The following is a 26,356-nucleotide window of genomic DNA, read 5'->3' as shown; positions in this document are numbered from 1 at the left end:
ACCGATTTTCGTAGCAGGCGCACATCGCCGATGTGTTGTGATGGCGCATGCCTGCGGCGCGGCCGGCACTCCGGCTCGCCGTTTTCCTTTGCGGAGGTTTGTGATGAACTTTGTTACCGCACAGCCGGAATCGCTGTCCCTGGCCGCCCAGAATTCGGCCTCGACCGCTCCGATGACGTCAGTGGTGCCCGCCGCGGCCGATGTGGTGTCGATCCTGACGGCGGCGCAATTCGCCAAGCACGGCCTGATGTTCCAGACGGTGAACGCCCAGGCCGCGGTGCTGCATGAGAACTTCGTGAACACCTTGCAGGCCAGCGCCGGTTCGTACGCGGCCACCCAGACCATCAACGCAGCCTCGGCCCGCTGAGCGCTCTCGGGGAACCCGCCATGCTGGATTTTGCGGCATTGCCGCCGGAAATCAACTCGGCCGGAATGTATTCCGGCCCGGGATCGGGGCCGATGCTGGCCGCCGCGGCCGCATGGAACACCATGGCCGCGGAGATGCGCTCGGCCGCAGCCGCTTACGGGTCAGTGGTCACCGAGTTGACGGGTGTGGGTTGGCTGGGGCCCTCGTCGATTTCATGATGGCCGCGGCCGCGCCCTTGCCGGGTGCGGCGGCCTCGGCTGCTGCCGGCCGGGCGAGCCTGGTCGGCAGCCTGTTCGGTGCCGTCGACCTGGGGCGCCGCCACCGGGGCCGCGATCACCCTGCCGGCGGCCACCACCCGCCTGGGCGCCGGGGTGTATCACGGTGTCCTGGCTACGACTCCCTTGGTGATGGAGGAGGCCGGCTGGGTCGGAATCCCGGGCATGCCGCTGGGAGCCATGGCGGGTGCCCACGAAGGACGAGTTCGTCGCGCCCCTATCCGGATTCCGGCCCGGGTGACGGGCCGCCCGCCGCCGGCTAACGGCGGGCGGGATCGAAACCAACGGTGGCGGTTTTCACCATCCCCGATTTCGCGATTACCGGTCTCCAGCAACAGTATTCAGGGCTTTGCGGGCGGTTCACATTGAGCTGAAAACCCCTGTGAGCTGCAGAAGACCACTGCACAGGAAACTGGCAGTAGCTAATCAGTTCTAGACCAGACTCTGCGCGTCTACTCATGTATGCGAAGTCCGAGGAGGCTGGTGTGACGATCAACGACCGTGTAGGCGGTGTCGATCCCCACGTAGCCGCGATCCATGCCCGCACCGCGATGGCGCGCGGCATGTCGCTACCGGTGCCGGGGTACGGCCGAAGGTCATTCGCGAGCCGCCCGCCTCCCGGGTGAAGCAGGCTGGGCCCACCGCAGGCGACATCCGCCGTAACGACAGTGTCGCCGAGTGGGGGCGTATCTGAATTCGGCCCACGGCGGCTTCGTCACCGAATCTTTTTTTGCCGCCATCGAAGCCCATGAAGAACATTTCTGAAGTCGATATCCGAGTTGGCAAAGACGGCTTGCGCGTGGTTGACAAGATTGGCGATGCGGCCAATCCATAAACCTTTATTTGGGGTGCGCGGATACTAATTGTTGACGGTCGTAAAGCTGTTTGGTTGAATGCTGCCTTATCGAGGGATGAGCAGCGGTTTATAGTGCTCAACGCGATGGCGGCGATGCCGATCTCTCACAGTCCGGCTAAAGCAGCGACATCCCTTTCTAACAATCGTTTATCTGGCGGGAGTGTCCGCTGAAATAACCGGTCGGCATTATTCTCAATGCAATAGCACGTGGCTTGGCGGATTATCAGAGTGGCGTTGGGGCACACCTTAGGGGCGAGGGATGGAATGGCCTCAGTGTCCGCGGCACGACGAATCTATACATGTATTCGGGAGCAGATTCGATGAATTCCTTTAGCAGCAAGGCCTTGTCGATACCGGGTCGGCGAAGCGGCGCTCACCAGGGCCGCCGGACGAGGGACCGGAGGGGTTAGATGTTGGATTTCGGGGTCTATCCGCCGGAGTACAACTCCGGCCGGATGTATGGCGGAGCGGGATCGGGGCCCCTGCTGGCCGCGGCCGCGGCGTGGGACCAATTGGCCGCGGAGCTACAAAGCAGCGGGGCGTCGTACAGCTCGACGATCGAAACTCTCGCAACGGGTCCGTGGACGGGCCCGTCGTCCGTCGCGATGGCCGCCGCGGCGGCGCCGTACGTGGCGTGGATCCACGCGACCGGCGCCCAAGCCGAGCAGGCGGGCGCCCAGGCCAAGCTCGCGGCCGGCGCCTACGAGGCCGCGTTCGCGGCGACGGTTCCGCCACTGGTGATCACCGCCAACCGCGCGCTGCTCGCGACCCTGGTCGCCACCAACATCCTCGGCCAGAACACCCCGGCCATCGCCACCACCGAAGCCCATTACCTGGAGATGTGGGCGCAGGACGCCGCCGCAATGTACGCGTACACGGCATCGTCGGCCAGTGCCTCTCAGCTGACCCCCTTCGCCGAGGCGCCACGCACCACCAACGACCCGGCCGTTCCGACGGAAGCGGCCGCGGTCGCCCACAGCACGGGAGAGTCCGGCGCGAACACCGTCAGCCACCTGTCGCAGCTGAGCGTCACGGCGCAGCCCGCGGCGCAGGCCGTCATCAATACCAGTTCGGCGACAACCACTTCCAGTGAGCTGACCACTCCGAGTGTCATCACCAACTGGGATGAGTTGTGGTCGGTGCTGACCGGCGTCTACTCGCCCCAGTCGTGGAGCACCATCCCCGGCGGTCCGTTCCTGTCGTTCGGCCAGGCGTATGCGTGGGGGCAAAACGGTCAGGGTGCGGCCGCGTATCTGGCCGGGCCGAAAGCCATTTCGGGTGCGCTGGTCCCGCTGGCCAGTGGCGCCGGCGCCGTCAAGCCGATGCTCAGCTCCGCGGTCGGTGCGGGACAGATCTCCGGGTCGATGGGCAAAGCCGTTCTGGTGAGCGGCATGTCGGTGCCGCAGAGCTGGACGGAAGCCGCCCCGGAGATCCGAATGCTCGCCCAGGGGCTGCCGAGCAACATGGCGGCGATGCCCGCCGCGATGGCAAGCGAGGAAAGCGCCTTCGACCAGATGGCCCTGTCGAGTCTGGGTGGACGTGCGGTCGCCGCGGCCGCGACCCGGTCATACCGCGGTGCCGCGTCGGTCGCGGGTTCGCTGGGCGGCGTCGCTTCCGAGGCCGATCCGGCCGCGGCCACCATCATCGTGATCCCGTGCATCGAGGAGTGAGCGCGATGACCAAATCGTTTGGCAGCCAGGCGCTGTCGGCCCGGACAGCCGGGTAGGGGGTACGGACGATGTTCTACGGAGCCTTTCCACCGGAGTTCAACTCGGGCCGGATGTACAGCGGTCCGGGAACGGGGTCGTTGGTGGCCGCAGCGACGGCCTGGCAGGGGCTAGCCACCGAATTGCAGTCCGCCGCGGCGTCGTATTCCTCCGTGCTCGCCGGCCTGACGGCCGGGCCCTGGGTGGGCCCGTCTTCGATCGCCATGGCGGGCGCGGCCTCCCCATACGTGGCCTGGATGCAGCAGACGGCCGCGCAGGCCGCGCAATCCGCGGCTCAGGCAGGCGAGGCGGCCGCCGCCTACGAGGCGGCATTCGCCGCCCACGTGCCACCGGCGGTGATCGCGGAGAACCGGGCCCTGCTGGCGCAGCTGGTGGCGACCAACCTGTTCGGGCAGAACACGCCGACGATCGCCGCGAATGAGGCCCAATACAGCGAGTTCTGGGCTCAGGACGCCACCGCGATGGACACCTACTTCGCTTCGTCGGCGACCGCATCCAACAACCTCACAAAGTTCAGCCCGGCGCCTCAGGCCACCAATGAGGCCGCCGTGCCGATGCAGGCAGCCGCGGTGAGTTCGGCGGCCAGCGCCCCGGCCTCGACTGTCGCTAAGGCCGTGGCGTCGGCCACGACCACCACCTTGCCGTACAGCGGGCCGCTCTCCCTGCCGGCAAACCTGGCCTACATGTACCAAACGTTCATGACGGATCTGTTCAACACCGTCCCGGGCGGGGCCAGCTTCTACACGAGCATGTACAACGCCGTGAAGGTGCCGCTCGGTCTGACCACCCAGTTCAATGACGTCGGGTTGCTGATCAACTTCCCGTTATCGCAGTGGCTCAAGTTCGCCCCGCCCGTCGCGTACGGGGCGCTGCCGAAAGATGCGCTGGGCGCCGGCCTGGGGGCGCTCGGTTTCGGCCGCGGCACCCTGTACAGCTCGATCAGCCCGATCGCCGGCATGGGCAACGCCGGCACCCTGGTCGGCAAGCTCTCGATCCCGCCGAGCTGGGCCACGTCCACGCCGGCTATCAGGACCGTCGCCGCCGCGCTGTCGACCTTTGGGTCCGAGGCCGTGCCCGTGGCCGCGTTGGGCGAGGGCGGACTGTTCAGTTCCATGGGGCTGGCCGGGATGCTGGGCAGCGCCGTGGGCGCCGGCGGGCCCACCGTCGCGCGTGCGGGTGTGCGCAACCGGATGACCCCGATCAAGAACCTCAAGGACAGGCAATCGCCGGAACAGCTCAAACGCCTTGTCGCCCAGATCTCGGAGAAGCCCGAGACCGTGCAGCACCACAACGTCGATCAAGAACATCTTGATGCGCTGCTCGAGCAGCTGGCCAAGAAGCCGGGCATCCACGCGGTACATCTGAAAAAGGGCGACAAGCCGAAAGTCACCCTTGCGGACACCCAATCAGGTTGATGGACAGGGCAATTACCCGAAAACGGAAAGGGCGGCAGATGAAAGCACTACTGGCGGTGCTTGGCGTTTCGGCGATGATCGGGCTGGCCGCACCGGCCTACGCCGACACTCCGCCCGAGCCGGACGGCGACGACGACGGTTTCGTTGCGGCACTGCAGCAAGCCGGCTTCAGCTTCAGCAGCCCGGCGTCGGCCGCGGTCGCCGGCCGGGCGGTGTGCTCTTGCCTGAACAACGGCGAGTCGGGCCTGGAACTCGTCCACGATGTCAAAGCCCACAATCCCGGGATGGACATGGAAATGGCATCGAACTTCGCTTTGCTGTCCGCGAAGTACTACTGCCCCCACCAGCTCGCCAAGGCGTGAGCCGCGGCGGACGGGGTCGAATGCTCAGCCGCCCAACACAACCGCGGAAGCCGGCCCGCCGCCGCGACGGATGGCGGCCACCGGCCATGAGACCGCTGTCGGCGCTCAGCATCGTCGTTTCGGCCGCGATCGGAGTGGCTCCGTTCTCGGATGCCGACGCTGGGCCGCCCGGCGGTGACGAGGCCGCTTTCCTTACCTCACTGCGCAGTGCGGGCATCACCTACTCGACCCCCGACGGGGCGATCAAGTTCGCCGAAGCGGTGTGTGCGTCCCTGGGCAACGGCGAGCTCGGTCCCCGCATGGTTGACGAGCTGAAGAGCGAAAACCCAGGGCTCACTAACGATCACGCCACATCGTTCCTGGCGATCGCGGTGAAATACTATTGCCCCCAGCGACCTGGCAGGCGATAGCCCCGCACCTATGCGCGGCCGATGCCCCGACCGCATCGCCAAATATTTTGGCCTTCAATAGCTTTCGCACCCCCCGCGGTCGCCAAGCGCCGACCGCCGGTGAGGACACCGTCTGTAAACACATGAAACATATATGTGCCCGCAGGCGTATCTCATGAATTTCATTTGAGCAGCGGCTCATTCGCGGGCCGCCCGCACGTTCGCCCCTACCCTGGCACTGAGGAGGACGGGAGGCAACGGGTGGACTTCGGGGCGATGCCGCCAGAGGTCAATTCAGGACGGATGTACGTGGGTGCCGGATCGGGGCCCTTGCTGGCCGCCGCCGCGGCATGGGATGCGCTGGGTGCCGAATTGTATTCCTACGCGGCGGCCTACAGCGCGACGATCGCGGGCCTGACGGTGGGCTCCTGGCTAGGGCCGGCAGCGATGTCGATGAGTGCCGCGGCCGCCCCGTACATGGCGTGGGCGACCGACTCGGCCGCGCGGGCAGAGCAGACGGCGATGCAGGCCAGGCTCGCTGCCGCGGCCTACGAGACCGCATTCGCGGCGACTGTGCCCCCGCCGGTGATCGCCGCCAATCGCAGCTTGTTGATGACGCTGATCGCCACCAACATCCTCGGCCAGAACACTGCGGCCATAGCGGCCACCGAAGCGCAGTACGCCGAAATGTGGGCCCAGGACGCCGCGGCGATGTATGCCTACGCCGCCGCGTCGGCGGCGGCAACCCAGCTGGCGCCCTTCACCGAGCCACCGCAGACCACCGATTCGTCCGGGGTGGCCGCCCAATCCGCGGCGGTGGCGCAAAGTGCCGCCTCGGACGTCCCGGCCCAGCTGTCGGCGGTGATCAACGCGACGCCCACGATGCTGCAAGGACTGGCGGTGACCCCTTCGGCCACGACGCCGGCGGCGTCGATCATCGAAGCGATCTACCCCGTCACGGCGGCACTGCGGCCATTTTTCGCCGCCCTCACGGGCGCGTACAGCCCCATCGGGGCGGTCATCCTGCCGGGCGGCTGGTGGCTGCTGTCCCTACAGGCCCTGGGTCTGTCCCAGAACGCGCCGGGCGTCGCCGAACTGCTCGGCGGCGGGAAAGCCATCGCCGGGGGCCTGTCGCCGCTGGCGCCGCTACGAGGCGGCTACGTCTCCGCGGTGACACCGGCGTTTGGCGGCGCGGCGGGGTCGATGGGCCGCGCGACCCTGGTCGGATCGCTGTCCGTCCCGCCAGGCTGGGCGACGGCCGCGCCCGTGCTGAAGACGGTCGCCTCGGTGCTGCCGGGCGCGAGTTTTGGGGCCGTCCCGGCGATGTCCGCGACGGCGCAAGGGGCCATGTTCGGCGAGATGGCCGCGGCGAGCCTGGCCGGGCGCGCTCTGGCGGGCGCCGGCGTGCGCACCGTCAGCAATGGCACCACCGGGGTCGCCGCGGCGGCGGCCGACGGCGTCGCCACCACCGCCACGATCATCGTGGTTCCGGCGGATTGATGGGGCCGTGGACATGACCCCTGAGACGGCATCGATCCAACGGGCCCGACGGCCCGCGGCCGGACGTGCCGCGGGGAGGGCGCGGCAATGAACTTCGCGCTCCTGCCACCAGAGATCATCTCCGGCCAGATGTACGCGGGCCCGGGGGCGGCGCCGATGTTGACAGCCGCCGCCGCATGGGACGCGCTGGCCGCCGAATTGCAGTCCACGGCGTCGTCCTACGGTGCGATCGTCGAGGGCGTGGTCAACGAGGCGTGGTCCGGCCCGTCGGCGGTCGCCATGGCCGCCGCGGCCGCGCCCTACGTGGCATGGATCTCGGCGACCTCCGCGCAGGCCAAGGACGCGGCCGCCCAGGCCACGGCGGCCGCGGGCGCCTATGAGAGCGCGTTGGCGGCGGTGGTGCCGCCGACCGAGGTCGCGGCCAATCGCGCGCGGCTGGCGATGCTGTTGGCAACCAACGTTTTCGGGCAGAACACCGCCGCGATCGCCGCCACCGAGACCGAATACGGCGAAATGTGGGCGCAGGACGCCACCGCGATGTTCGGCTACGCCGGCGCGTCCGCGGCGGCCACGCGATTGGCCCCGTTCGCCGAGCCGCCCCAGACCACCAGCGCGACGGGGATCGCCGCCCAGTCGGCCGCGCTGGGCCAAGCCGGCGCTGTGGCCGGCGGTACCGGTGCCGCCGCCCCGGCGTCCGGCGTCGTCAGCCAACTGCTCGAGGCCCTTGGCAACGGCTCCCGGGCTTACATGGAGTTCTGGGACGGTGTCCTCAACACCCTCACGGGCTCCCCGTTGGCCGGCGCAACGTGGCAGAACACCTTCGGCATCCTCGCCGACATCGGCCGGTTCAGCACGGTCGCCAACGACAGCATGAGCCCGATCAACCTCGCCATGACCGAGTTCAAGATGTTCTACAAGCTCCCGGTCGCGGGCCTGGACATCCCGAAGTCCGCGCTGGGCGCGGGTCTCGGCGTGCGTTCGGCCGGCGCGGGCCTTACCGGGGCGGTATCGGCGGGCGTAAGCGAGGCGAACGTGGTGGGCAGGCTGTCGGTGCCGCCGGCCTGGGCGTCGGCGACCCCGGCGATCAGGCTGGCCAGCAGCCTGCCGGCCGCGAGTCTGGCCGCGGCCCCTGTCGCGGAAATCCCGGGCAGCCTGCTCGGTCAGATGGCGCTGGGAAGCCTGACCGGAGGCGCCCTCGGCGCCGCCGCGCCACTCGTCGGGAGCGGGAGGGGAGCCGTGGTCCGCGCCGGCGACGCGACGAAGGCCGCCGCGCCCGTCCAACTCGACGACGTCATCGCGAAGCTGCAAAAGCAGCCGGAGGCGGTGCAGCACTGGAACGTCGACAAGGCGGGGCTCGACGGGCTGCTCGACCAGTTGTCCAAGAAGCCCGGCATCCACGCGGTGCATGTGTCCAGCGCAGACAAGCCCCGGGTGACCTTGCCCGACGCCCGGCCCGGGAAGGCGGGGACGGGATGAGACGCCTCCTTGCGCTGCTCGGCGTCCTTGGCGTGAGCAGTTTCGCGGCGTTCGCGATAGCGCACGCCGAGCCCGAGGGCGACGACGCGGCGTTTTTGGCGGGCCTGAACAGTTCCGGCATCACCTACAGCAGCCCGGATCAGGTGATCGCGTCCGCCAAAGCCGTGTGCGGGTTGATGGGCAGGGGTGAAACGGGCTTGCAGGTGGTCAGTGACATCAAGGAGCACAACCCCGGCATGACGATGGACGGCGCGGCCACCTTCGCCGCGATCGCATCGGGCGCCTACTGCCCCCACCACCTGGCACCCAATCCCGGTTAACCTGGGACTCGCCGCGCCCGGGAACACTCCCGACACGTCCGGTTCGGTCGTGGTCCACCTGCGGTTAACCCGCATTTGGTTAGCTCCCTTCGCCGTCGCGCAACCGGGAAGGGGTGAGTCGTTGGAGACGTTGAGTGCCCTCGACTTCGCCCTGCGCCTTGGGGTCGGCGTGGGCTGCGGCGCCCTGATCGGCATGGAAAGGCAATGGCGGGCGCGGCGGGCCGGCCTGCGCACCAATGCTCTCGTGGCCGCGGGTGCGACGCTGTTCGTCCTGTACGCGGCAGCCACCTCCGACACCAGCCCCACCCGGGTCGCTTCCTATGTCGTGTCCGGTATCGGGTTCCTGGGCGGTGGGGTGATCCTGCGGGAGGGCGTCAACGTCCGGGGGCTCAACACCGCCGCCACGCTGTGGTGCTCGGCGGCGATCGGCGTGCTGGCCGCTTCCGGGCATCTGGTGTTCGCGCTGATCGGTACCGGCACCGTCATCGGCATCCATCTGCTGGGGCGCCCGCTCGGCCGGCTGATCGACCGCGATAACAGCGCCGAAGACGACGAGGGCCTGTCGCCCTACCTGGTGCAGGTGGTCTGCCGGACCAAGCACGAGAAGTACGCGCGGGCCCAGATCGTTCAGCACGCCGGCGGCCACGACATCACCCTTCGCGGAATCCACACCGGCAACCCGGCCGGCGACGAGGTCACCCTGACCGCCCACCTGTTAATGGACGGCGACGCCCCGACCCGCCTGGAGCGACTGGTGGCCGAGCTGTCGCTGCTGCCGGGCGTGCGTGCGGTGCAGTGGCACGCCGGAGACGAAGCGCAGTCCGACGATCGTCGCTGAGGGCGAATCGACGGCCCGCCGCACGTCGTACTCTTAGCCCTGTGAGTGCCCTCTCCGGCTTCCTGTCCGCGCTGCCGCCGCAGATGCGGGATCCCGTGCTTTTCGCCGTCCCGTTCTTCCTGCTGCTGTTGACCCTCGAATGGACCGCGGCCCGAAAGCTGGAACAGCTGACGGCCGAGGCCACCGGCCAGGCGCGACCGGCGTCAGGGGCGCACCTCACCCGCGACTCGGTGGCCAGCATCTCGATGGGACTGGTCTCGGTGGCCACCACCGCCGCCTGGAAGACCCTGGCGCTGCTCGGGTACGCCGCGATCTATGCCTATCTGGCGCCGTGGCACCTGTCGGCGACGCGCTGGTACACCTGGGTCATCGCGATTCTCGGGGTGGACCTGCTCTATTACGCATATCACCGGGTCGCGCACCGCGTGCGCCTGATTTGGGCGACCCACCAGGCCCATCACTCCAGCGAGTACTACAACTTCGCCACCGCGCTGCGCCAGAAGTGGAACAACAGCGGCGAGATCCTGATGTGGATTCCGTTGCCGCTGTTGGGAATTCCACCGTGGATGGTGTTCTTCAGCTTCTCCCTGAACTTGATCTACCAGTTCTGGATACACACCGAGCGGATCGGCAAGCTGCCGCGAGCGTTCGAGTTCGTGTTCAACACCCCCTCGCATCATCGGGTGCACCACGGGATGGACAAGGTGTATCTGGACAAGAACTACGGCGGCATCTTCATCGTCTGGGACCGGCTCTTCGGCACCTTCCAGGCCGAGCTGTTCCGGCCGCATTACGGCCTCACCAAGCGCGTGGACACATTCAACATCTGGACGCTGCAGACCCGCGAATACGTCGCGATCGCGCGTGACTGGCGCTCGGCGAGGCGGCTGCGTGACCGGTTGGGTTACGTGTTCGGCCCGCCCGGCTGGCAGCCGCGGTTGGCCCGTCGTGCCGACGCCGCCACCACGGTCGTGATCGCGCTGTAACATTTGCGCAGGCCGGCGCGAAAAACTCAGCGTGGAGGGGAGTTCACCGTAGCCTCGCCCTCCCGTCGGTATCGGGCCGATGGATCGGAGTTCATGGTGCATCGTCTGGCAAGGCGCGCAGCGGCCGCGTCGACTTCCGTGGTAGCCCTCGTCACGATCGCGCCGGCTGCGCCGGTCAAAGCCGATGTCGTGGTGTATCCGGGCATGGAAATACGCCAGGGCAACCGGGTGTGCACGCTGGGGTACGTCGACCCCGCCCAGAAGATCGCGTTCACCGCGGGACACTGCCGGGGCGGGAGCGGAGTGGTGACGGACCGTGGCGGCACCGTCATCGGCCAGATGGCGGCCTTCCGGGACAACACCCCCAGCGGAACGACGGTCTCCACAAGCCAGACGATCAGCGACTACGAAGCGATCGTGCTGGACAATGGCGTTACGGCCAACGACATCCTGCCGGGCGGCCGCCCGCTGATCTCCGACCCTGGCCTGGCGCTTGCGCCGGGCCAGCCCGTCTGCCATTTCGGTGTGATCACCGGGGAGACCTGCGGGACGGTGGAGAGCGTGAACAACGGCTGGTTCACCATGTCGCACGGCGTGCAAAGCCACAACGGCGATTCGGGGGGCCCGGTGTACCTGGCGCCCACCGGCGGCCCTGGCGAGCTCGTCGGGATCTTCAACAGCGTGTGGGGTGATTTGCCGGCCGCGGTGTCGTGGGGGGCCACGTCGCAGGAGGCCCGCGAGGATCTGGGCGCGCGCGACAACGCGCGCTAGGGTTCCGTCAGCCCGGGGCGTCCGTCGGGGTGAGCGCGAACACCGGAATCGAGGGTGCGGCGGACCGCAATTGCTCGTCGGTGCTGTCCGGGGTCAACCCGGCAACGTAGCCCTTGACCTGCCAGTACCACCGGCCCAGGTAGCGGCGGATCAGCTCGGGCTTGGCCGCGTCGTCGACCTCGCCGGCCCGCATCCGCCGCCGGTGCCAGCGCGGACCCACCTCGACGACCGACGCCGCCCGGACGTTGCGCGCCCACTCGGTGTTGCCGCGCGGCGAGACCAGGTAGTCCACTCCGTCGACGGTCAGCAGGTTGATCACCACCGCACGTTGCTTTCCGGTTTTCCGGCCGCGGACGCGCAGCGCCCGAGTTCCGGCGATGCTGATCCCCGCCTCGGCGAGCCGGCGGACGATCCCGTTGGCGGCGAGGGCGGTGCGGTTGGGTGCTTCGTATCGGGTGGACATGGTGCATGCCTCTCAGCAATCCGTTGAGGAACTTTCTGAGAGCGGTGCTCTCGTTGGTGAACACGCTGCCACACGCCGGTCCGGAAAACAAGAGCGGTGTTCTCGGTTGTGTCAGACTGACCGGGTGGGCAAACGCCGCGAATCGCGCGAGCAGATCGAGTCGCGAATCATCGAACTCGGTCGCCGCCAGCTGATCGATCGCGGCGCGGCGGGGTTGTCGGTGCGGGCGATAGCCCGCGACCTGGGCATGGTCTCCTCGGCGGTGTACCGCTATGTGTCCAGCCGCGACGAACTGCTGACCCTGTTGCTGGTGGATGCCTATTCCGACCTGGCCGACACCGTGGATCGCGCCCGCGAGACGGTCGCCGAACTATGGAGCGACGATGTCGTCGCCATCGCGCGGGCGACCCGGGTCTGGGCCGTCGCAAACCCCGCCTGCTGGGCCTTGCTCTATGGCAGTCCCGTTCCGGGATATCACGCACCCCCGGAGCGCACGGTCGCGGTGGGCACCCGGGTGGTCGCGGCGCTGTTCGACGCGGTAGCGGCCGGAATCGCGACCGGCGATATCCGGCTGACGAACGACCTTGCCCCGCAACCGATGTCGTCGGACTTCGAACGGATTCGCCACGAATTCGGGTTTCCCGGCGACGACCAGGTGCTCGCCAAGTGCTTCTTGCTGTGGGCGGGGGTGCTGGGTGCCATCAGCCTCGAGGTGTTCGGCCAATACGGCGCCGACACCCTGACCGACCCGGAAACGGTCTTCGACGCCCAGTTGCGGCTGCTGGTCGACGTCCTCTGCCGGCATTGACGGCGGACAGCGCGCGGCCGCAATTAGAACGTGTTCACCCTGTGAATCGCCGGCCATTCAGGCTCGTAATGGCAAAGTCATTCGGGCCCCTTCTGGGCGCCCGGCGGCTGGACTATCCTGCGAGGCGATGACGCTTCCGCTTGGATCACCGACGCAGATCGCCTGGGTCACGGCCGACCTGGATGCCACCGAAACGGCCCTCACCGGCCTGTTAGGCGTGCGGAAGTGGGTGCGAATCCCCGAGGTGCACTTTGCTCCGGACTCGTGCAGCTACCGCGGGGAGCCCGCCGACTTCTTTGCCAGCATCTCGCTGAGCTACCTCGGCGACATGCAGTTGGAACTGATCCAGCCGGTCCGCGGCGAGAACATCTATAGCGACTTTCTGTCCGATTGCGGGCCGGGTTTGCACCACATCTGCATGGAGGTCGAAAGCCCCGAGCAACTCGAGGCGGCGGTGACCGACGTCGGGGAGGGTGTGGCGGTCGTGCAGCGTGGCGTGATGCCAGGTGGCATCCAGTTCGTCTACGTGTCGGCGCCGCAGGCGGGTGTGCCGTATGTGGAGCTTGCGTATGTTGCGCCCGAAATGCGGGCGTTTTTCGACTACATCAAACAGGAGCAGGAGAGGTGCCGATGAGCACGCAGATACCGGCGATAGTCAGCGCGGGCGAGGTGACCACGTGGTCGGATGACGTCGACGTCGTGGTGATCGGGTTCGGGATTGCCGGGGGCTGCGCCGCGGTGAGCGCCGCGGCCGCGGGGGCGCGGGTGCTGGTGCTCGAACGCGCGGCCGCGGCGGGTGGCACCACGTCGCTTGCCGGTGGCCACTTTTACCTCGGCGGCGGGACCGCCGTGCAGCAGTCGACCGATCACGACGATTCCGTCGAGGAAATGTACAAGTATCTGGTCGCGGTGTCGCGCGAACCCGAACTCGACAAGATCCGCGCCTACTGCGAAGGCAGCGTCGAACATTTCAATTGGTTGGAGGACTTGGGTTTTCAGTTTGAGCGCAGCTACTACCCGGGCAAGGTCGTCGTCCCGCCGGGCACCGAGGGGCTGAGCTACACCGGCAATGAAAAGGTCTGGCCTTTCTGCGAGCAGGCCAAGGCGGCGCCGCGCGGACACTCGGTGCCGGTGCCCGGCGAATTGGGCGGTGCCAGCATGGTGATCGACCTACTGCTCAAGCGCGCCGACGCGCTGGGCGTGCAGATCCGCTACGAGACGGGAGTCACCAATCTCGTCACCGACGGCGGTGCCGTCGTCGGTGTCGCGTGGAAGCACTTCGCCGAAACCGGGGCCATCAAGGCCAAGTCCGTCATCATCGCGGCCGGTGGATTTGCGATGAACCCCGAGATGGTGGCCGAGCACACGCCGGCGCTGGGTCAGGAGCGACGCACCAAGCATCACGGCACGGTGGCGCCCTACATCCTGGGCAATCCCAACGACGACGGACTGGGCATCCGGATGGGTGTCTCGGCGGGCGGTGCGACCGAGAACATGGACGAGCTGTTCATTACCGCTGCGGCCTACCCGCCCGAGGTTCTGCTGACCGGCGTGATCGTCAACAAGGACGGCAAGCGTTTCGTCACCGAAGACTCCTACCACTCCCGCACTTCGGCTTTCGTCTTGGAGCAGCCCGACCAGACGGCATACCTGATCGTCGACGAGGCGCACACCGAGATGCCGGCGATGCCGTTGATCCGCTTCCTCGACGGGTACGAGACGATCGCGGAAATGGAAGCCGCACTTGACATTCCGGCGGGCAATCTCGAGGCCACGCTGGATCGCTACAACAAGTACGCCGCAGCGGGCGAAGATCCGGATTTCCATAAGCAACCGGAATTCGTTGCGCCGCAAGACCACGGCCCCTGGGCGGTGTTCGACCTTTCGCTCGGACGGGCGATGTATTCGGGATTCACCATCGGCGGGCTCGCGGTAACGATCGACGGCGAGGTGCAGCGGGCCGACGGCAGCGTGGTGCCGGGCTTATACGCCGCGGGCGCCTGCGCATCCAACCTCGCCCAGGACGGCAAGGGTTACGCGAGTGGCACGCAGCTGGGGGAGGGATCGTTCTTCGGGCGCCGCGCCGGAGCGCACGCGGCCGCGCGGGCCGGGGGAGCGTAGGCGCGCTACCACACGGCGCCGGAGCGCACGCGGCCGCGCGGGCCGGGGGAGCGTAGGCGCTAGACCGGCGCGGGCTCCTTCTCCACCGGGCCCAGTTCCCACGGGCCGCCGCCGAGCAGGTGCAGCTGCTGCTCGTGGTGCTGCTCGACGGTGGGCCGGTGGCTCACGCTGACCAACACACAATCCGGCAACTCGGCCCGGACCAATTGGTACAGCGCGAATTCCAGGCCCTCGTCCAGCGCGGAGGTGGCCTCGTCGAGGAAGACCGCCTTGGGTTTGTTGAGCAGGATGCGCGCGAAGGCGACCCGCTGCTGTTCGCCCGGGGACAGCACCTTGGCCCAGTCCTGGTCTTCGTCCAGCCGGTTGCTCAGCGGCACCAGCGCCACCTTGGTGAGTACGTCATGCAGTTGCTCATCGGAGACGTTGCCCGGCGAACTCGGGTAGCACACCACGGTGCGCAAATTGCCGAGCGGCACATACGGCAGCTGCGACAGGAACATCGTTTCGTTGTCGCCGTCCGGGCGGCACAGGGTCCCCGAGGCGTACGGCCACAGTTCGGCCAGGCTGCGCAGCAGTGTCGTCTTGCCCGCCCCGGAGCGGCCGGTGATCACGAGGCTGTCGCCCTGGCCGAGCTGGATGTCCAGCGAGTCGACCAGCTGGTCTCCCTGCGGCGTGCGCACCTCGATGCCGCGAAGTTCGACCGCCGTCTCTTCGCTCGGCTTGACCAGGATCGCCGGCAGCGCGCGGCCCTTGCTGTTGGCGTCCACCAGCCCGTGCAACCGGATGATCGCGGCCCGAAAGGAAGCGAACGCGTCGTAGTTATTGCGGAAGAACGACAACGACTCCTCGATCTGGCCGAAGGCCACCGCGGTCTGGGTGACGTCGCCGAAGTGGATCCGGCCTGCGAACAATCGCGGCGCCTGAATGACCCAGGGCAGCGGAACGATCGCCTGGGTCATCGACCAGTTCCATCCGTTAAAGATGATGGTCCGGCGAACGAACCTGCGGTAGTTGGCGATGATCGGCGTGAACCGCTGCCACAGCTGCCGGCGCTCCACCCGTTCACCGCGGTAAAAGCCCACCGCCTCGGCCGCATCGCGCAACCGCACCAGCGCGTAACGGAATGCGGCATTGAGCTTTTCGTTGTCGAAGCTGAGCCGGATCAACGGACGTCCCAGCCAGATCGCGACCACCGTGGCCACCAGCACGTAGACCAAGACCACCCAGAACATGGCACGCGGCAGGTTGACGCCGGCCACGGTCAGGTTGCCGGACAGGTCCCACAGGATCGCGGCGAACGACAGCACCGAGGCCATCGCATTGACGGCGCCGAAGAGCAGCGTGTTCGTCGTGCCGTTGGTCGGCGCGTTCGGGGTGCCCCCGGCGTTGGCGGTGAAGATGTCGACGTCCTGCTGGATGCGCTGGTCGGGGTTGTCGATGGTGTTGTCGATGAAAAGGTCGCGGTAGTACGCCCTGCCCGCGAGCCAGTCGTCGGTGAGGTGGCCCGTCAGCCAGACCCGCCAGGCGATGACGAAGCGCTGGGTCAGATAGATGTCCGCCATGACCCGGATCACGAAGATCGTCGCGAGTAGGATGAAGATCGCGATCGACACCCAAAAGCCATGCACCCCAGACTGTTTGACAGTGTTGTCGCCGGCCGCCATGCCCTGCACCGCGATCTGCACCGCCGTGCTCAGGTCGTTGGACTGATAGCTGAGTAGCACGTTGATACGCACGGACAGGACGACCGAAAGCAGCAGCACGCCGAGCATCAGCCACACCTTGACGCTGGCCGCGCCGACGAAGTATCCCCGCGTGATCCGCCAGAACTGCTGGCCCCACGGGGTGAGATAGCGCAGGGCGACCAGCACAACCAGGAGGCAAACGGCGCCGATCGTCCATGCAATGGCGAGCCACCGCAGCGAATCCATGAGCGCCGACGACCAGTCGATCGATGGCGTGAACGGCTTCGAGCCCACGGTCGTGCCTCCTCAGCGTGGTGGTGGTCGGACCCTTCTCGACTTAAATCCTTCGGCGAAGGTACCCGACGAATCTGGTTAGGCTGCGGTGATGACTACCGACGCCCTCCCCGCACAAACATTGCACGCCGGCCGACTTGTCGCGCGGCGCCTGCGGGCCAGCGGTGTCGACACCGTCTTCACGCTGTCCGGCGGGCACCTGTTTTCCATCTACGACGGGTGCCGCGAGGAGGGTGTCCGCCTGATCGACACCCGCCACGAGCAGACCGCGACCTTCGCCGCCGAGGGCTGGTCGAAGGTGACGCGGTCACCGGGCGTGGCCGCGCTGACCGCGGGGCCGGGCATCACCAACGGGATGAGCGCGATGGCGGCCGCACAGCAGAATCAGTCGCCGCTGGTGGTGTTGGGCGGCCGGGCACCGGCGCAGCGCTGGGGCATGGGCTCGCTGCAGGAGATCGACCACGTGCCGTTCGTGGCGCCGCTGGCCCGCTTCGCGGCCACCGCGCAGTCAGCGGACGACGCCGGGCGGCTGGTCGACGACGCGCTGCGTGCGGCGGTCAGCGCGCCATCGGGCGTGGGGTTCGTCGACTTCCCGATGGATCACGTGTTCTCCATGTCCGACGATGACGGCCGGCCCGGCGCCCTGGTCGACCTGCCGCCGGGACCTGCGCCCGACGGCGACGCGCTGAGCCGGGCCGCCGCCCTGCTGTCGTCGGCGAGGCGGCCGGTGATCATGGCGGGCACCAACGTCTGGTGGGGGCGCGGCGAAGCGGCCCTGCTGCGTCTCGCCGAAGAGCTTCAGATCCCGGTGTTGATGAACGGCATGGCCCGCGGCGCCGTTCCCGCCGATCATGCGCTGGCGTTCTCCCGGGTTCGCGGAAAAGCGTTGGGGGAGGCCGACGTTGCGCTGATCGTCGGCGTACCGATGGATTTCCGGCTCGGCTTCGGCGCGGTGTTCGGGGCGCAGACCCGACTCATCGTGGTGGACCGGGCGCAGCCCGAACGCCGTCATCCGCGACCGGTGCAGGCCGAGCTCTACGGCGACCTGTTGGCGATCCTCGCGGCGCTGGCATCCGCCACAGGAACGGATCATCGGGAGTGGATCGGCGAACTGCGAACCGCCGAGACGGCATCGCGCGCCAAGGAGAGGGCCGAACTCGCCGACGACCGCAGCCCCCTGCACCCGATGCGGGTGTACGCCGAACTCGCACCCATGTTGGATCGCGACGCCATCGTCGTCATCGACGCCGGTGATTTCGGGTCGTATGCCGGACGGGTGATCGACAGCTATCAGCCGGGCTGCTGGCTGGACAGCGGTCCCTTCGGCTGCCTGGGCTCGGGCCCCGGCTACGCGTTGGCGGCCAAGCTGGCCCACCCGGACCGCCAGGTGGTGCTGCTGCAGGGCGACGGCGCGTTCGGCTTCAGCGGCATGGAGTGGGACACCCTGGCTCGGCACCACGTGCCGGTGGTCTCCGTAGTCGGCAACAACGGAATCTGGGGTCTGGAAAAACACCCCATGGAAGCCTTATACGGCTATTCAGTGGTAGCAGAGCTGCGGCCGGGGACGCGCTACGACGAGATCGCGCGCGCCCTGGGCGGGCACGGCGAACTGGTCGCCGCGCCCGGCGAGTTGCGGCCCGCTCTGGAACGCGCGTTCGCCAGTGGGCTGCCCGCCGTCGTCAATGTGCTCACCGACCCCGGCGTCGCCTATCCGCGCCGCTCCAATCTCGCCTGACGAGTCGCACCACTGTCCTGAATTCGCGCGGTGGCTCACCGCGTACCGTTGACCTGTGCCTAAGACGACCCGCGCTCAACCCGGCCGGCTGAGCAGCCGCTTTTGGAAGCTGCTCGGCGCCAGCACCGAAAAGGACCGCAGCCGCTCGCTCACCCAGGTCACCGCATCGTCGGAGTACGACGACGAGGCGGCCAAGCTGACCGACGAGCAGTTGCGCAAAGCGGCCGGGCTGCTCAACCTCGAGGACCTGGCGGACTCCGAGGACATCCCGCAGTTCCTCGCCATCGCCCGGGAGGCCGGTGAGCGGGCAACCGGGTTGCGGGCGTTCGACGTTCAGCTGCTGGGCGCGCTGCGCATGCTGGCGGGCGACGTCATCGAGATGGCCACCGGCGAGGGCAAGACGCTCGCGGGCGCAATCGCCGCGGCCGGGTACGCCCTCGGCGGTCGGCATGTGCACGTCGTGACCATCAACGACTACCTGGCCCGCCGCGACGCGGAGTGGATGGGTTCCGTCATCGAGGCCATGGGGCTGACCGTCGGCTGGATCACCGCCGAGTCGACGAGCGACGAACGCCGGACCGCGTACGGCTGCGACGTCACCTACGCCTCGGTCAACGAGATCGGCTTCGACGTGCTGCGCGATCAGCTGGTGACCGACGTCGCCGATCTCGTATCGCCCAATCCCGACGTGGCCCTGATCGACGAGGCCGACTCGGTGCTGGTCGACGAGGCGCTGGTGCCGCTGGTGCTGGCCGGAACCACCCACCGCGAGACGCCGCGGCTGGAGATCATCAAGCTAGCCGGCCAGCTGGAGGCCGGCACCGATTACGACACCGACGCCGACAGCCGCAATGTCCACCTGACCGAGGCCGGCGCCCGCAAGGTCGAGAAGGCGCTCGGCGGCATCGACCTGTATTCCGAGGAACACGTCGTCAGTACATTGACCGAGATCAACGTCGCCCTGCACGCGCACGTGCTGCTTCAGCGCGACGTGCACTACATCGTCCGCGACGACGCGGTGCACCTCATCAACGCCGCGCGCGGGCGCATCGCGCAACTGCAGCGCTGGCCCGACGGGCTGCAGGCCGCGGTCGAGGCCAAGGAGGGCATCGAGACCACCGAAACCGGCGAGGTGCTCGACACCATCACGGTCCAGGCGCTGATCAACCGCTACGCGACGGTGTGCGGCATGACCGGCACCGCCTTGGCCGCCGGTGAACAGCTGCGCCAGTTCTACAAGCTCGGCGTGTCACCGATCCCACCGAACGAGCCCAACATTCGTGAGGACGAAGCCGACCGGGTGTACATCACCGCCGCCTCGAAGAACGACGCGCTGGTCGCGCACATCGCCGAGGTGAACACGACGGGGCAGCCGGTGCTGGTGGGCACCCGCGACGTGGCCGAATCCGAGGACCTGCACGAACGGCTGCTGCGCCGCGGCGTGCCCGCGGTGGTGCTGAACGCCAAGAACGACGCCGAGGAAGCCCAGGTGATCGCCGAGGCCGGCAAGTTCGGCGTCGTCACCGTGTCGACGCAGATGGCCGGGCGCGGTACCGACATCCGCCTCGGCGGCTCGGACGAGGCCGATCACGACCGCGTCGCCGAACTGGGCGGCCTGCACGTCGTCGGGACCGGGCGCCACCACACCCAGCGGCTGGACAACCAGCTGCGCGGGCGCGCCGGGCGGCAGGGCGACCCGGGGTCGTCGGTGTACTTCTCCAGCTGGGAAGACGACGTCGTGGCGGCCAACCTCGACCACAACAAGCTGCCGATGGAAACCGATGAGGACGGCAAGATCGTCAGCCCCAAGGCCGCGGGCCTGCTCGACCACGCCCAGCGCGTGGCTGAGGGCCGCATGCTGGACGTGCACGCGAACACCTGGCGCTATAACCAGCTGATCGCCCAGCAGCGCGCCATCATCGTCGATCGCCGTAATACGTTGCTGCGCAACCCAACCGCGCGCGAAGAGCTCGCCGAGCTGGCGCCGAAGCGCTACCAGGAGCTCGCCGACACCGAAGGAATGTCCGAAGAGCGCCTGGAGAAGATCTGCCGGCAGATCATGCTCTATCACCTCGACCGCGGCTGGGCCGACCATCTGGCGTACCTGGCCGACATCCGCGAGAGCATCCACTTGCGCGCGCTGGGGCGGCAAAATCCGCTGGACGAGTTCCACCGGCTGGCCGTCGACGCGTTCGCGTCGCTGGCCGCCGACGCGATCGAGGCGGCGCAGCAGACGTTCGAGACCGCCAACGTCCTCGACGAGGAGCCGGGGCTGGACCTGTCCAAGCTGGCGCGGCCGACCTCGACGTGGACATACATGGTCAACGACAACCCCTTGTCCGACGACACGCTGTCCACCCTGAGCCTGCCCGGGGTCTTCCGCTGAGCTGACGGCGGCGGTGCCCGTGCCGAGTGCGCGGCTGGCCGCACACTCGACGTCCGGCTCGGCCGATTGGGCGGCTGGTGGCGCCTCCTCCGCGGTCCGCGCTGCGGACCGCATCGCCGGCGGGCTAATGTCACGGCTCATGGAGCCGGTGCTTCCGCCCAACCGGGTGCTGACAGTGCCCAACGTGCTCAGCGTTGTCCGCCTATTGCTGATCCCGGTGTTCATCTACGCGCTGCTGGTCGCGCACGCCAACGGGTGGGCGGTCGCGATCCTGATGTTCAGCGGTGCTTCGGACTGGGCAGACGGCAAGATCGCCCGGCTGCTGAATCAGTCCTCGCGGCTGGGTGTGCTGCTCGACCCGGCGGTCGACCGCCTCTACATGCTGGCCGTGCCCGTGGTGCTGGCGTTCAGCGGGATCGTGCCCTGGTGGTTCATCATCGTCCTGCTCGCGCGCGACGGCCTGTTGGCCGCGACGCTGCCGCTGCTGTGGGGTCGCGGTCTGTCCGCGCTGCCGGTGACCTACATCGGCAAGGCCGCGACGTTCGCGCTGATGTCCGGCTTCCCACTGGTGCTGTTGGGCACCTGGGACACGCTGTGGAGCCGCGTGATCGGCGCCTGTGGATGGGCATTTTTGATCTGGGGCATGTATGCGTACCTGTGGTCGTTCGCGCAGTATTCGGTGCAGCTGGTGCTCGCGCTGAGACGCATGCCCAAAGTCGACCGCGGTTCTCGCCCGTCGGCCGCCGCGAAGGTCGCTGACCATGGCTGACGCGGACCGCCTGCTCGGCGGCTATGACCCCAATGCCGGTCACAGCGCGCACGCGGCCTCGCGGCCCCAACGGATCCCGGTGCCGTCGCTGTTGCGTGCGCTGCTGTCCGAGCACCTCGATCCCGGCTATGCCGCGGCGGCGGCCAAACGCGCCTCTGCCGACGCACCGCCCGGCGGGCGTCGGCGCGTGTTCGGGTGGCTCTGGCAGGCGATGGCGGCCCTGCTGATAGCAACGGTTTTCGCCGCCGCGGTCGCGCAGGCCCGCTCGGTGGCCCCCGGGGTGCGCTCCGCCCAGCAACTGCTATTGGGCAACGTGCGGTCGGCGGAAAGTGCCGCGGCCAAGCTGACCCGGCGTCGCAGCGAGCTGGCGACGCGCGTCGACGTGGTGCAGCGCAACGCCCTGGCCGACGACGCCGAGGGGCAGCGCCTGCTGAAACAGCTCGACGCGCTGAGCCTGGGGGCGGCGAGCACTGCGATCATCGGGCCCGGCCTGAAGGTGACCGTCACCGATCCCGGCGCCGGCCCGAATCTTTCCGATGTGTCCAAGCAACGCGTCAGCGGCAGCAGGCAGATCATCCTGGACCGCGATCTGCAGCTGCTGGTCAACTCGTTGTGGGCCAGCGGGGCTGAGGCCGTTTCCGTCGGCGGTGTGCGGATCGGGCCGAACATGACCATTCGGCAGGCGGGCGGGGCGATCCTGGTCGACAACAACCCGACCAGCAGTCCGTACACGATCCTGGCGATCGGGCCGCCGCGCTCGATGCGCGATGTCTTGGACAACAGCCCCGGCATGCAACGACTGCGGCTGCTGCAGATCTCCTACGGTGTCGTGGTTACGGTGGACGGCGCCGACGGACTGACGCTGCCTGCCGGATCGGTCCGGGATGTCAAATTCGCCAAGCAGATTGGGCCCCAGTGAGAAAGATCCGATACAGACACATGCCCGGGTGTGAGACGGGGACGGGAAACCACGCATGATCGGTATCGCAGCACTGGCGATCGGCATCGTGCTCGGCCTCGTTTTTCACCCCGCGGTGCCGGAAGTCATCCAGCCTTATCTGCCGATCGCGGTGGTGGCGGCGCTGGACGCGGTGTTCGGCGGGTTGCGGGCCTACCTGGAACGGATTTTCGACCCGAAGGTCTTCGTGATCTCCTTCGTGTTCAACGTCTTCGTGGCCGCCCTGATCGTCTACGTCGGTGACCAACTGGGCGTGGGTACGCAGTTGTCCACGGCCATCATCGTGGTGCTGGGTATCCGAATTTTCGGCAACGCGGCCGCCCTGCGCCGCAGGCTGTTCGGGGCTTGACGCGCGCCGGCGACGATGCAGAGCGAAGCGATGAGGAGGAGCGGCGCCATGTACCCGCCGGCGACGATGCAGAGCGAAGCGATGAGGAGGAGCGGCGCCATGTACCCGCCGGCGACGATGCAGAGCGAAGCGATGAGGAGGAGCGGCGCCATGACTCCCTCGAGGTCAACGTGACCCAGGATCCGCCGGACCAGGGTGCGCCGCGAGGCCGCCACGAACTGGCCGCGAAGACCCCGCGTCCTGAAATCGGCGCGGTCCACCGCACTGGGCTTTCCGCCATGGTGCGCGGCGGTCGGTCCCGGATGGTCTTCGGAACGCTGGCCGCCATGCTGTGCCTGCTGCTGGGCCTCGCGATCGTCACCCAGGTCCGCCAGACCGAGTCGGGTGACTCGCTGGAGACGGCCCGCCCCGCGGACCTTCTGGTGCTGCTGGATTCGTTGCGACAGCGCGAAGGCACGCTCAACACCGAGGTGAACGAGCTGCAGAACACGCTGAATTCATTGCAGGCGTCCGGCAACAACGACCAGGCCGCGATCCGGTCAGCGCAGTCAAGGCTGGCCGCGCTGTCGATTCTGGTCGGGGCGGTCGGCGCCACCGGGCCGGGTGTCACCGTCACGATCGACGACCCCGCACCCGGGGTTTCGCCCGAGGCGATGCTCGACGTTGTCAACGAGCTGCGGGCCGCCGGCGCCGAGGCGATCGAGGTCAATGACTCGCACCAATCGGTGCGAGTGGGTGTCGACACGTGGGTGGCGGGTACGCCTGGGTCACTGACGATCGACTCCAAGATACTGGCGCCGCCGTATTCGATTCTGGCCATTGGCGATCCACCTACTTTGGCCGCCGCGATGAATATTCCGGGCGGCGCGCAGGACACCGTCAAGCGCGTCGGCGCGCGGATGTCCGTCCAACAGGCCGACCGGGTGGACGTGGCCACCTTGCGGCAACCAAAACCGCACCAATACGCTCAGCCCGTCAAGTGAGCACCAGCCGAACAGAACAGGATCACCCGTGAGCGATATCCCACCCGACCTGCGCTACACCGCCGAACACGAATGGGTTCGCCGAAGCGGGGATGACACCGTGCGGGTAGGCATCACCGATTTTGCGCAGTCGGCGTTGGGTGATGTCGTTTTCGTTCAGCTGCCCGACGTGGGCGCCGCATTGAGCGCGGGCGAATCCTTCGGCGAGGTCGAATCGACGAAATCGGTGTCGGACTTGTACGCCCCGGTGTCGGGCACGGTGTCGGCTGTCAACACCGAACTCGACGGCAGCCCGCAGCTGGTGAACTCCGATCCGTACGGAGACGGTTGGTTGCTGGATGTGCAGCTCTCCGACGTCGGCGAATTGGAGTCGGCCATTTCGTCGCTGCTCGACGCCGAGGCCTACCGCGCAACGCTCACCGAATGACGGTTGCTAATGTCCCTGCAGCCCCGCACGGCAAGCGAGCGGTGCGGCCAGGGCACGGGGGGAGTCGGAGTTCCGGATCGTCAGGTGGTGGGTCCATTGCAGAGCAGTGCGCGGTACCGTCAACACATCGACCTCTGAAGTCCTTCGAAGATCGCTGAAAGACACGTGAAAGACACTTGCAAGTAGAAAACGCCAGTAATCGGCATCCCGGGTGCGAAGGCCGGCCGAGCGGCCCGGACAGACATCGCCACAGCAGCCAGTGAGGAGCAGCGCGTGACGGACATGGACAACGACCAGAATTCGGACGAAGTCACGGTAGAGACGACTTCCGTCTTCCGTGCCGACTTCCTCAACGAACTGGACGCACCCGCACAAGCGGGAACCGAGAGTGCGGTTTCTGGAGTCGAGGGACTTCCCGCGGGCTCGGCGTTGCTGGTCGTGAAGCGGGGACCGAACGCGGGGTCGCGCTTTTTACTGGACCAGCCCACCACGTCCGCCGGCCGGCATCCCGACAGCGACATCTTCCTCGACGACGTCACCGTCAGCCGCCGCCACGCCGAATTCAGGTTGGAAAACAACGAATTCAGCGTCGTCGACGTTGGTAGTCTCAACGGCACTTACGTCAATCGCGAGCCTGTGGACTCGGCAGTGCTCGCCAACGGCGACGAAGTGCAGATCGGCAAGTTCCGCTTGGTGTTTCTGACCGGCCCCAAGCAGGGTGAGGATGGAGGATCTTCAGGCTAGTGAGCGCACCCGATAGCTCGGCACTGGCCGGGATGTCGATTGGGGCGGTCCTGGAACTGCTGAGGCCGGACTTCCCCGATGTCACCATCTCCAAGATCCGCTTCCTGGAGGCCGAGGGGCTGGTGACGCCGCAACGGGCCGCGTCGGGGTATCGAAGGTTCACCGCTTATGACTGCGCGCGGCTGCGATTCATCCTTACCGCGCAACGTGATCACTACCTGCCACTGAAGGTCATCAGGGCGCAGCTGGACGCTCAACCCGACGGTGAGCTCCCTCCCGCCCGGACGTCGTATTCCGTTCCGCGCCTGGTGTCGGTGGCGGGAACGGGGGCGGACGCGGGCTCCGGCTCCGACACCTCGGCGGTGGCTCCCACCCACGTCCGGCTGAGCCGCGAAGAACTGCTGAACCGGGCGGGCGTGCAGGACGACCTGCTGACCGCGCTACTCAAGGCCGGGGTCATCACCACCGGGCCCGCCGGATTCTTCGACGAGCATGCCGTCGTCATCCTGCAATGCGCGCGGGCGCTGTCGGATTACGGTGTCGAGCCGCGGCATTTGCGCGCTTTTCGCTCGGCCGCCGATCGGCAGTCCGACCTGATCGCCCAAATCGCGGGGCCGGTGGTCAAAGCCGGCAAGGCCGGCGCGCGCGACCGCGCGGACGATTTGGCGCGCGAAGTCGCGGCGCTCGCCATCACCTTGCACACGTCGTTGATCAAATCTGCCGTACGCGACGTTCTCGATCGCTGAGGACTAGACTTCGGTCGACAGTTTGGTTTTCGGCGGTCGGGCGGATTTTCGGCGTCACCTGGCGAGTACCAATCCAATCGGCGCCACTACGCGGAGGGCAGACACAGATGGGTGAAGTACGTGTTGTCGGCATTCGCGTCGAGCAGCCGCAAAACCAGCCGGTGTTGTTACTGCGCGAAACCAACGGTGACCGTTACCTTCCGATCTGGATCGGTCAGTCGGAGGCTGCCGCCATCGCTCTCGAACAGCAAGGCGTCGAGCCCCCGCGCCCTTTGACGCACGATCTGATCAGGGATGTCATTGCCGCGCTTGGGCATTCGCTGAAAGAGGTGCGGATCGTCGATCTGCAAGAGGGAACTTTCTACGCTGACCTGGTCTTTGACCGCAATATCACCGTGTCGGCGCGCCCCTCGGACTCGGTGGCGATCGCTCTGCGCGTCGGCGTTCCGATCTATGTCGAGGAAGGCGTCCTCGCCCAGGCCGGCCTCCTGATCCCGGATGAGAGCGACGAGGAGGGTGGCACCGCCGTCCGGGAGGACGAGGTGGAGAAGTTCAAAGAGTTTCTGGACAGCGTGTCTCCGGACGATTTCAAGGCGACCTAGCCTG

Annotated in this window: 26 protein-coding genes and 1 pseudogene; 25 read left to right on the top strand and 2 right to left on the bottom strand. The window is 67.6% G+C overall.

The window, feature by feature from the left end; genetic code table 11:
* Positions 1 to 103: 103 nt before the first annotated feature.
* The 12 genes and pseudogenes from OQ789_RS13265 (at position 104) to OQ789_RS13210 (ending at position 11,282) form a co-directional block, all read left to right on the top strand.
* Complete coding sequence (locus tag OQ789_RS13265) at positions 104 to 367, top strand: PE family protein (RefSeq protein WP_324686348.1); 264 nt, start codon at positions 104 to 106, stop codon at positions 365 to 367.
* Positions 368 to 387: 20 nt separating this feature from the next.
* Positions 388 to 582: pseudogene (locus OQ789_RS13260) on the top strand (PPE domain-containing protein); the annotation flags it as partial.
* A 1,326-nt stretch (positions 583 to 1,908) separates the two neighbouring features.
* The gene (locus OQ789_RS13255) at positions 1,909 to 3,168 is read left to right on the top strand and encodes a PPE family protein (RefSeq protein ID WP_324686346.1); all 1,260 of its coding nucleotides are present in this window, start codon (positions 1,909 to 1,911) and stop codon (positions 3,166 to 3,168) included.
* A gap of 68 nt (positions 3,169 to 3,236) precedes the next feature.
* Entirely contained in the window at positions 3,237 to 4,640 is a 1,404-nt protein-coding gene (locus tag OQ789_RS13250; protein ID WP_324686344.1) for a PPE family protein, read from the top strand.
* A gap of 38 nt (positions 4,641 to 4,678) precedes the next feature.
* Positions 4,679 to 5,002, top strand: coding sequence for a DUF732 domain-containing protein (locus tag OQ789_RS13245; protein ID WP_324686343.1), 324 nt, complete (start codon positions 4,679 to 4,681; stop codon positions 5,000 to 5,002).
* An 86-nt stretch (positions 5,003 to 5,088) separates the two neighbouring features.
* Complete coding sequence (locus OQ789_RS13240) at positions 5,089 to 5,412, top strand: DUF732 domain-containing protein (protein ID WP_324686342.1); 324 nt, start codon at positions 5,089 to 5,091, stop codon at positions 5,410 to 5,412.
* Between the two features lie 240 nt (positions 5,413 to 5,652).
* Complete coding sequence (locus OQ789_RS13235) at positions 5,653 to 6,891, top strand: PPE family protein (RefSeq protein WP_324686340.1); 1,239 nt, start codon at positions 5,653 to 5,655, stop codon at positions 6,889 to 6,891.
* A gap of 87 nt (positions 6,892 to 6,978) precedes the next feature.
* A complete protein-coding gene (locus OQ789_RS13230; protein WP_324686338.1) occupies positions 6,979 to 8,367 on the top strand; it encodes a PPE family protein in 1,389 nt (462 codons plus the stop codon).
* Positions 8,364 to 8,687 (top strand): DUF732 domain-containing protein, encoded by a 324-nt coding sequence (locus OQ789_RS13225; RefSeq protein WP_324686337.1) that lies wholly within the window; start codon positions 8,364 to 8,366, stop codon positions 8,685 to 8,687. Before OQ789_RS13230 ends, OQ789_RS13225 begins: the two co-directional genes overlap by 4 nt.
* A 121-nt stretch (positions 8,688 to 8,808) precedes the next feature.
* On the top strand, positions 8,809 to 9,525 hold the full coding sequence (locus tag OQ789_RS13220; protein ID WP_324686335.1) for an MgtC/SapB family protein: 717 nt from the start codon (positions 8,809 to 8,811) through the stop codon (positions 9,523 to 9,525).
* Positions 9,526 to 9,566: 41 nt separating this feature from the next.
* Positions 9,567 to 10,511 (top strand): sterol desaturase family protein, encoded by a 945-nt coding sequence (locus OQ789_RS13215; RefSeq protein WP_324686333.1) that lies wholly within the window; start codon positions 9,567 to 9,569, stop codon positions 10,509 to 10,511.
* Between the two features lie 93 nt (positions 10,512 to 10,604).
* Positions 10,605 to 11,282, top strand: a complete 678-nt coding sequence (locus OQ789_RS13210) for a hypothetical protein (protein ID WP_324686331.1) — start codon at positions 10,605 to 10,607, stop codon at positions 11,280 to 11,282.
* Positions 11,283 to 11,289: 7 nt separating this feature from the next.
* Here OQ789_RS13210 and OQ789_RS13205 read toward each other — a convergent pair whose 3' ends face one another.
* Positions 11,290 to 11,745: a nitroreductase/quinone reductase family protein gene (locus OQ789_RS13205; RefSeq protein ID WP_324686329.1), complete on the bottom strand. Its 456-nt coding sequence runs from the start codon at positions 11,743 to 11,745 to the stop codon at positions 11,290 to 11,292.
* Between the two features lie 124 nt (positions 11,746 to 11,869).
* On the opposite strand from OQ789_RS13205, the gene OQ789_RS13200 reads away from it, so the two are divergent.
* The 3 genes from OQ789_RS13200 to OQ789_RS13190 all read left to right on the top strand — a co-directional run bounded on the left by OQ789_RS13200 (position 11,870) and on the right by OQ789_RS13190 (position 14,674).
* The gene (locus OQ789_RS13200) at positions 11,870 to 12,553 is read left to right on the top strand and encodes a TetR/AcrR family transcriptional regulator (protein WP_324686327.1); all 684 of its coding nucleotides are present in this window, start codon (positions 11,870 to 11,872) and stop codon (positions 12,551 to 12,553) included.
* 127 nt (positions 12,554 to 12,680) lie between these two features.
* Positions 12,681 to 13,187, top strand: a complete 507-nt coding sequence (locus tag OQ789_RS13195) for a VOC family protein (RefSeq protein ID WP_324686325.1) — start codon at positions 12,681 to 12,683, stop codon at positions 13,185 to 13,187.
* On the top strand, positions 13,184 to 14,674 hold the full coding sequence (locus OQ789_RS13190; protein WP_324686323.1) for an FAD-binding protein: 1,491 nt from the start codon (positions 13,184 to 13,186) through the stop codon (positions 14,672 to 14,674). The genes OQ789_RS13195 and OQ789_RS13190 overlap by 4 nt, the downstream gene beginning before the upstream one ends.
* A gap of 59 nt (positions 14,675 to 14,733) precedes the next feature.
* On the opposite strand, the gene OQ789_RS13185 is transcribed toward OQ789_RS13190, so the two are convergent.
* Positions 14,734 to 16,653, bottom strand: a complete 1,920-nt coding sequence (locus tag OQ789_RS13185) for an ABC transporter ATP-binding protein/permease (RefSeq protein ID WP_324686321.1) — start codon at positions 16,651 to 16,653, stop codon at positions 14,734 to 14,736.
* Positions 16,654 to 16,744: 91 nt separating this feature from the next.
* Here OQ789_RS13185 and OQ789_RS13180 point away from each other — a divergent pair, with 91 nt between their 5' ends.
* The 10 genes from OQ789_RS13180 (at position 16,745) to OQ789_RS13135 (ending at position 26,352) form a co-directional block, all read left to right on the top strand.
* Positions 16,745 to 18,388, top strand: a complete 1,644-nt coding sequence (locus OQ789_RS13180; protein ID WP_324686320.1) for an acetolactate synthase — start codon at positions 16,745 to 16,747, stop codon at positions 18,386 to 18,388.
* A 55-nt stretch (positions 18,389 to 18,443) separates the two neighbouring features.
* A complete protein-coding gene (gene secA2 / locus OQ789_RS13175; protein ID WP_324686319.1) occupies positions 18,444 to 20,774 on the top strand; it encodes an accessory Sec system translocase SecA2 in 2,331 nt (776 codons plus the stop codon).
* A gap of 139 nt (positions 20,775 to 20,913) precedes the next feature.
* The gene (locus OQ789_RS13170) at positions 20,914 to 21,543 is read left to right on the top strand and encodes a CDP-alcohol phosphatidyltransferase family protein (RefSeq protein WP_324686318.1); all 630 of its coding nucleotides are present in this window, start codon (positions 20,914 to 20,916) and stop codon (positions 21,541 to 21,543) included.
* Positions 21,536 to 22,462 carry a DUF881 domain-containing protein gene (locus tag OQ789_RS13165; RefSeq protein ID WP_324686317.1) on the top strand — a complete coding sequence of 309 codons (927 nt, stop codon included), beginning with the start codon at positions 21,536 to 21,538 and terminating at the stop codon, positions 22,460 to 22,462. Before OQ789_RS13170 ends, OQ789_RS13165 begins: the two co-directional genes overlap by 8 nt.
* A 55-nt stretch (positions 22,463 to 22,517) precedes the next feature.
* Positions 22,518 to 22,850, top strand: coding sequence for a small basic family protein (locus tag OQ789_RS13160; RefSeq protein WP_324686315.1), 333 nt, complete (start codon positions 22,518 to 22,520; stop codon positions 22,848 to 22,850).
* Between the two features lie 170 nt (positions 22,851 to 23,020).
* Positions 23,021 to 23,833, top strand: coding sequence for a DUF881 domain-containing protein (locus OQ789_RS13155; protein WP_324686373.1), 813 nt, complete (start codon positions 23,021 to 23,023; stop codon positions 23,831 to 23,833).
* Positions 23,834 to 23,861: 28 nt separating this feature from the next.
* On the top strand, positions 23,862 to 24,260 hold the full coding sequence (gene gcvH / locus OQ789_RS13150; RefSeq protein WP_324686314.1) for a glycine cleavage system protein GcvH: 399 nt from the start codon (positions 23,862 to 23,864) through the stop codon (positions 24,258 to 24,260).
* A gap of 282 nt (positions 24,261 to 24,542) precedes the next feature.
* The gene (gene garA / locus OQ789_RS13145; protein WP_007771376.1) at positions 24,543 to 25,004 is read left to right on the top strand and encodes a glycogen accumulation regulator GarA; all 462 of its coding nucleotides are present in this window, start codon (positions 24,543 to 24,545) and stop codon (positions 25,002 to 25,004) included.
* Positions 25,004 to 25,750 carry a MerR family transcriptional regulator gene (locus OQ789_RS13140; protein WP_324686310.1) on the top strand — a complete coding sequence of 249 codons (747 nt, stop codon included), beginning with the start codon at positions 25,004 to 25,006 and terminating at the stop codon, positions 25,748 to 25,750. Before garA ends, OQ789_RS13140 begins: the two co-directional genes overlap by 1 nt.
* Positions 25,751 to 25,857: 107 nt before the next feature.
* Positions 25,858 to 26,352: a bifunctional nuclease family protein gene (locus OQ789_RS13135; RefSeq protein WP_007771374.1), complete on the top strand. Its 495-nt coding sequence runs from the start codon at positions 25,858 to 25,860 to the stop codon at positions 26,350 to 26,352.
* The last annotated feature ends 4 nt before the right edge of the window (positions 26,353 to 26,356 follow it).

The organism is Mycobacterium sp. 94-17 (genome assembly GCF_035617725.1).
Classification (GTDB): Bacteria; Actinomycetota; Actinomycetes; order Mycobacteriales; family Mycobacteriaceae; genus Mycobacterium.
Note: the sequence above shows the minus strand (reverse complement) of the source record. Positions and strands in the feature narration are given on the sequence as shown.